This window comes from Komagataeibacter intermedius TF2 (assembly GCF_000964425.1).
GTDB lineage: Bacteria > Pseudomonadota > Alphaproteobacteria > Acetobacterales > Acetobacteraceae > Komagataeibacter > Komagataeibacter intermedius.
In genome coordinates this window covers 1-4,196 of record NZ_BANF01000176.1, presented here as the reverse complement: position 1 = coordinate 4,196, position 4,196 = coordinate 1, and the positions used below count along the sequence as shown (strand labels likewise).

The 4,196-nt window shown below is 54.4% G+C and carries 6 protein-coding genes; all 6 read left to right on the top strand.

The annotated features are described in order from the left end of the window. Positions 1-423 precede the first annotated feature (423 nt). The 6 genes from B7449_RS15275 to B7449_RS15250 all read left to right on the top strand — a co-directional run bounded on the left by B7449_RS15275 (position 424) and on the right by B7449_RS15250 (position 4,038). The gene (locus B7449_RS15275) at positions 424-1,161 is read left to right on the top strand and encodes a helix-turn-helix domain-containing protein (protein ID WP_082084908.1); all 738 of its coding nucleotides are present in this window, start codon (positions 424-426) and stop codon (positions 1,159-1,161) included. 345 nt (positions 1,162-1,506) lie between these two features. Beyond that, entirely contained in the window at positions 1,507-2,241 is a 735-nt protein-coding gene (locus B7449_RS15270; RefSeq protein ID WP_082084907.1) for a phage regulatory protein/antirepressor Ant, read from the top strand. Next, a complete protein-coding gene (locus B7449_RS22905; RefSeq protein WP_235721313.1) occupies positions 2,238-2,738 on the top strand; it encodes a hypothetical protein in 501 nt (166 codons plus the stop codon). The genes B7449_RS15270 and B7449_RS22905 overlap by 4 nt, the downstream gene beginning before the upstream one ends. Positions 2,739-2,852: 114 nt before the next feature. Beyond that, positions 2,853-3,242 carry a hypothetical protein gene (locus B7449_RS15260; RefSeq protein WP_039733461.1) on the top strand — a complete coding sequence of 130 codons (390 nt, stop codon included), beginning with the start codon at positions 2,853-2,855 and terminating at the stop codon, positions 3,240-3,242. Further along, a complete protein-coding gene (locus B7449_RS15255; protein ID WP_039733460.1) occupies positions 3,242-3,616 on the top strand; it encodes a hypothetical protein in 375 nt (124 codons plus the stop codon). Before B7449_RS15260 ends, B7449_RS15255 begins: the two co-directional genes overlap by 1 nt. Further along, positions 3,574-4,038, top strand: a complete 465-nt coding sequence (locus B7449_RS15250) for a cell wall hydrolase (RefSeq protein ID WP_235721311.1) — start codon at positions 3,574-3,576, stop codon at positions 4,036-4,038. Before B7449_RS15255 ends, B7449_RS15250 begins: the two co-directional genes overlap by 43 nt. Positions 4,039-4,196: the final 158 nt, after the last annotated feature.

Below are 4,196 nucleotides of genomic sequence, written 5' to 3'. Positions count from 1 at the left end.
GCCTTACCCCTTCACAGGGTACCCCAACCCGACAGGCTGCTAGGTGTGAATTTTACATCTAAGAACCAATATGAACAAGAAAATAGGAAATTATTCCTTTATTCTCATTCAAGGTAGATATGGTTTGATGGCATATTGGTTGCAACCTCACGAATTATATCGTGATGTTTCTGGCGTTCTGCGTCGATCGGGTATGATGCATCATTCGTTCAACTCCCTTCAAGCAGCCCGGTCGTCAGGCCATTATAGCGGGAAATGAGGCAGGCATTGTGGCGAAGGGGTCGGATGGATAACTGGAACGTGGTAGCGAACAAGGGGGGAACAAAATGCCTGTAGTGTGGGACAGGAAAGGAAGAAAGACGTTTTAATTATAATGCCAATATGGTGTTGGACGGCTGATATGCCAGTACGGCATAATGGGTCATGGCAAAGAAAAATTATATACGTGAAATGAGAGAGATTCGCGGCTTGTCTCAAGCTAAATTGGCGAATGTTCTCGGTGTTTCTCAGTCTCAAATAGATCGGCTCGAAAAAGGGCAAAGAAGGTTAACTGTTGAGTATATTGAAAAAATATCAAAAGCCCTTGATGTCAGTATAAACGATTTATTGGCAGGGAACGATATTAATATACCGCAAAATACGAATAATAAAAATAAAATTCTTATTGATGTAAAATCAACCATAAAGTCACAAAAAACGAATTCATTTGTTATTTTGGATAATACTTCAATGAAAGTTTCTTGTCCTCCAGGGTTGTTGGATGAGGACCTGTCTGTTCCGAAGAATGTTACAGCCTTCTTGATGCCTTCAGACTCGTTGTCGGAGAGGTGGCTGTCTGGGGACATTTTATACTACATGAAAGACATTAATTTATTAATTGATCCATATTTCGGCGATTTGTGTAAATCTTTCAGAAGGCCAATGATTATTTTCACAAGTAATATTGACGCAATGTGTGGAAGGTTTTTGGGAGTAAATAAGGATGTTATTTCATTTGGATGTAATGGAATGAATGAAGACTGGAATATTTTTAATTTAAATATAAACGATATTGTGTCAATTCATAGAATATTTGAATGGGAAGAGTTGCTTTATGGTTGGCGCAGGGAAGTCCATTACGCACGGATAGAGGACACAATCAAGGAACATAATGCCAAATAAGCATTGACGCCATAACCCCAAAATGGCATTAGTCAGAAACGGGAATAGCCCCGTTGAATGACTAAGGATAGGAAAGTGTCTTCGTTTCGTACGGAAGAAAAAAAGCCTCTTCAGATAAGGCTTGATCCGCCATCTCATGAATGGATTAGGGCACAAGCTTTTAAAAGTCGGCGCAGTATGAATGCAGAAATCAATTTTCTCATTAGACTGCGAATGGAAGAAGACAAAGCATCGGGGCACGTCGCCAAACAATCCCCCGATGCTTCTCACGTTGAATAAGGAACCCAACGAATGACGGCTTTTAGCATACCGACCATAGCAGTTTCCACAGGAAACGCACTCACCATGTCGAGCCGCGAGATCGCGGAACTGACGGCCAAGCAACATGCGCACGTTATGCGTGACATTCGCGCTATGCTGGAACAGGTCGGAGAGGGTCGATCCAAGTTTGGATCGACCTATCTAGACGCTCAAGGCAAGGAGCGTGAGTGCTATAACCTCCCGCAGGATCTGACCTACAACCTCGTCCTCGGCTACCGCGCCGACCTGCGCCTGAAGGTGGTCCGCCGATGGATGGAACTGGAAGCCCAGCAGGCCCCGGCACTCCCCAAGACCTACGCCGAAGCCCTTCTCGAAGCTGGTCGCCTGGCACAGGAGCGTGACAAGCTAGTCGAGGAAAAGAGGGCACTGGAACCCAAAGTGGCGGCCCTCGATAAACTGGCATCACTCGAAGGCGTCCATAACCTGCGTTCCGCAGCCCAGCAGTGCGGGTGGCCGGAGCGGAAGTTCGTCAACCGGCTGATCGAACTCGGCTGGCTCTATACCCACAGCGTCACAGGTCGCAAGTGCGCCTATGCCGACAAGATTAAGGCCGGGCTGATGGAGTCCAAGAACGTCGAGGTCAGGCGTACCGGCTATGTCGAAGGCGTGGGCCAGCCGATGATTACACAGAAGGGACTGGCAAAGATCAGGACGATTATCGGTGATGCGCCGGTAGAAGGCACCGCCCTGCCTGCGGAACTGGCCCAGAAGGCAACCCCGCGCCCTTTCGCGCACCGCTCGGGAGCAACCCCAACATGAGCGGGGCCATACAGCTTGATGGCAAGCTGATTCTGTTCGATGCGAATGACTGCCACCTTGCGCCGGGCACCGAGGCCGTGATCGTCAATGAAAAGGGCAATATCGTGGTGGCCCGCCTGGAACCCACGGCGGAATGGGAACGTCTGGCGCGGACACGTACCGGGCTGGTCTGGACCGTCAACCCGTTGGGCGAGCGGGTGCTGTTCGCGGTGAAGGTGCTGGGGCGGTATATACGGACAGAAGACATGGGGCAGGCGGTCGATCTCACGCCGCAAAAGCCCGATTTCTTTGAAGATGCGAAGCCCCTGTCCGCCACCGAAGTCGCCGGTGAACTGGGCAAGGCGTTCGCTGTCTGTAATCGCATCTATCACCAGCCTGACCGGGCCAATACCGACAACTGCGAACGCAGCCTGCGGTCTGCGGCGCACGGCATCATGCAGATGTGGAATGACGTGCAGCAGATCAAGCGGGAGCGCACCCGGCAGTTAGGCCGGTAGGTGGAATGTTCCCTCCCTTGCCTGTGCGGGGAGGGAATATTAAGCAACCATTCCACACCGTACTAACAAACCACCCATACCCCGAAAACCTGACCATTCAGTTTCGGGGACGGCATGCGCTTCTTTCACCTTCTGGCAGCCGCCAGCCTTCTTGTCACGGTGCAGGCGCATGCCGCGCCCACGTCGCCGGAACAGCATGGACTGTTTGATGGTGGGTCATTCCCGCCATCGGCGTCGGGGCTGGCAACGCAGGCTGCCTTGTCTGCGTATGCGCCACTTTCCGGTGCAGAATTCTCAGGTGCAGTCACGCTTGAAAAAGAGTCTACCGTTCAGTCGGGACTGGTCTTCTGGTCACGGACATACAATGCCCTTCCTGTAGGCGTCGCGACAAATGCGGTGTGGAAGTGTGACGACTGCTTCATCGGAAGCGGCAGCAAAGGCATCTTGGTAATATGGAACGGCACCACGTGGACGGGTGTGTCCGGTGAGGCGGTATCCCACTGATGACCGATCCCCGTTATGCCACGGTCGAGGAAGTCGCCGTGGTGCGTGAACGTGTCGCCCGCGTCGAAGGCGTGCAGGACAACCTGCGCGATGACATGAAGCACCAGAATGCGCTTCTGATGCAGGCGGTCAACGACAACGCCGCCGAAACCCGCCGTGAAATGAACGACCGTTTCAGCGCCCTGCAGGAAAAGCAGGACAATCGCGACAACGATCTGTCCTCCCGCCTGGGACGCATCGAGGAACGGGAAGCGGCCCGCGACAAGCGGATGATGTTCTGGGCTGTCCTGATTACCGGCCTGCTGGGCTGGGGCCAGATCGGGGACGCTGCATGGCGCGCCGTCTGCCACATCTGGCACGGGGTGTTCGGCTGATGCTGGACGCCACCGCCATAGACACCGCTGCCCGCACCGCATGGGGCGAGGCGAGGGGGGAAGGACTGTGCGGCATGCAGGCGGTCCTGAACGTGATCGGCAACCGGTCGGCGCAGCCCGGCTGGTGGGGCCGCGACATCACATCCGTCTGCCGCGCGCCGTGGCAGTTCTCCTGCTGGAATGCGGATGATCCCAACGCCGGGAAGATAGCCAGCCTGAACCAGTCCGACCCGCAATACCGGACGGCGCACGAACTGGCCCTGCAACTGGTGGCCGGAACGCTGGTGGACCTGACGGACGGCGCGGACAGCTACTACCGGCACGGCAGCCCGGTCCCGATATGGGCGCTGCCCCGGTTTTTCATCAAGACAATCGGCCATCACGATTTCTACCGGATCGGCCTGCATGGAGATGGTGCATGAACACCACTGCAAAACTGGGCGGTCTCGGGGCCGTCATCGCGCTGCTGCTGACCGAAGTGCCGGAGCAGTATGCCTTCTATGTCGCCCTGTTCATCATCGCCTGTGGCGCGGTCGCCGCGATGGTGCCCCCGCCGCACGCAGGCAGCAAATGGGCTGTG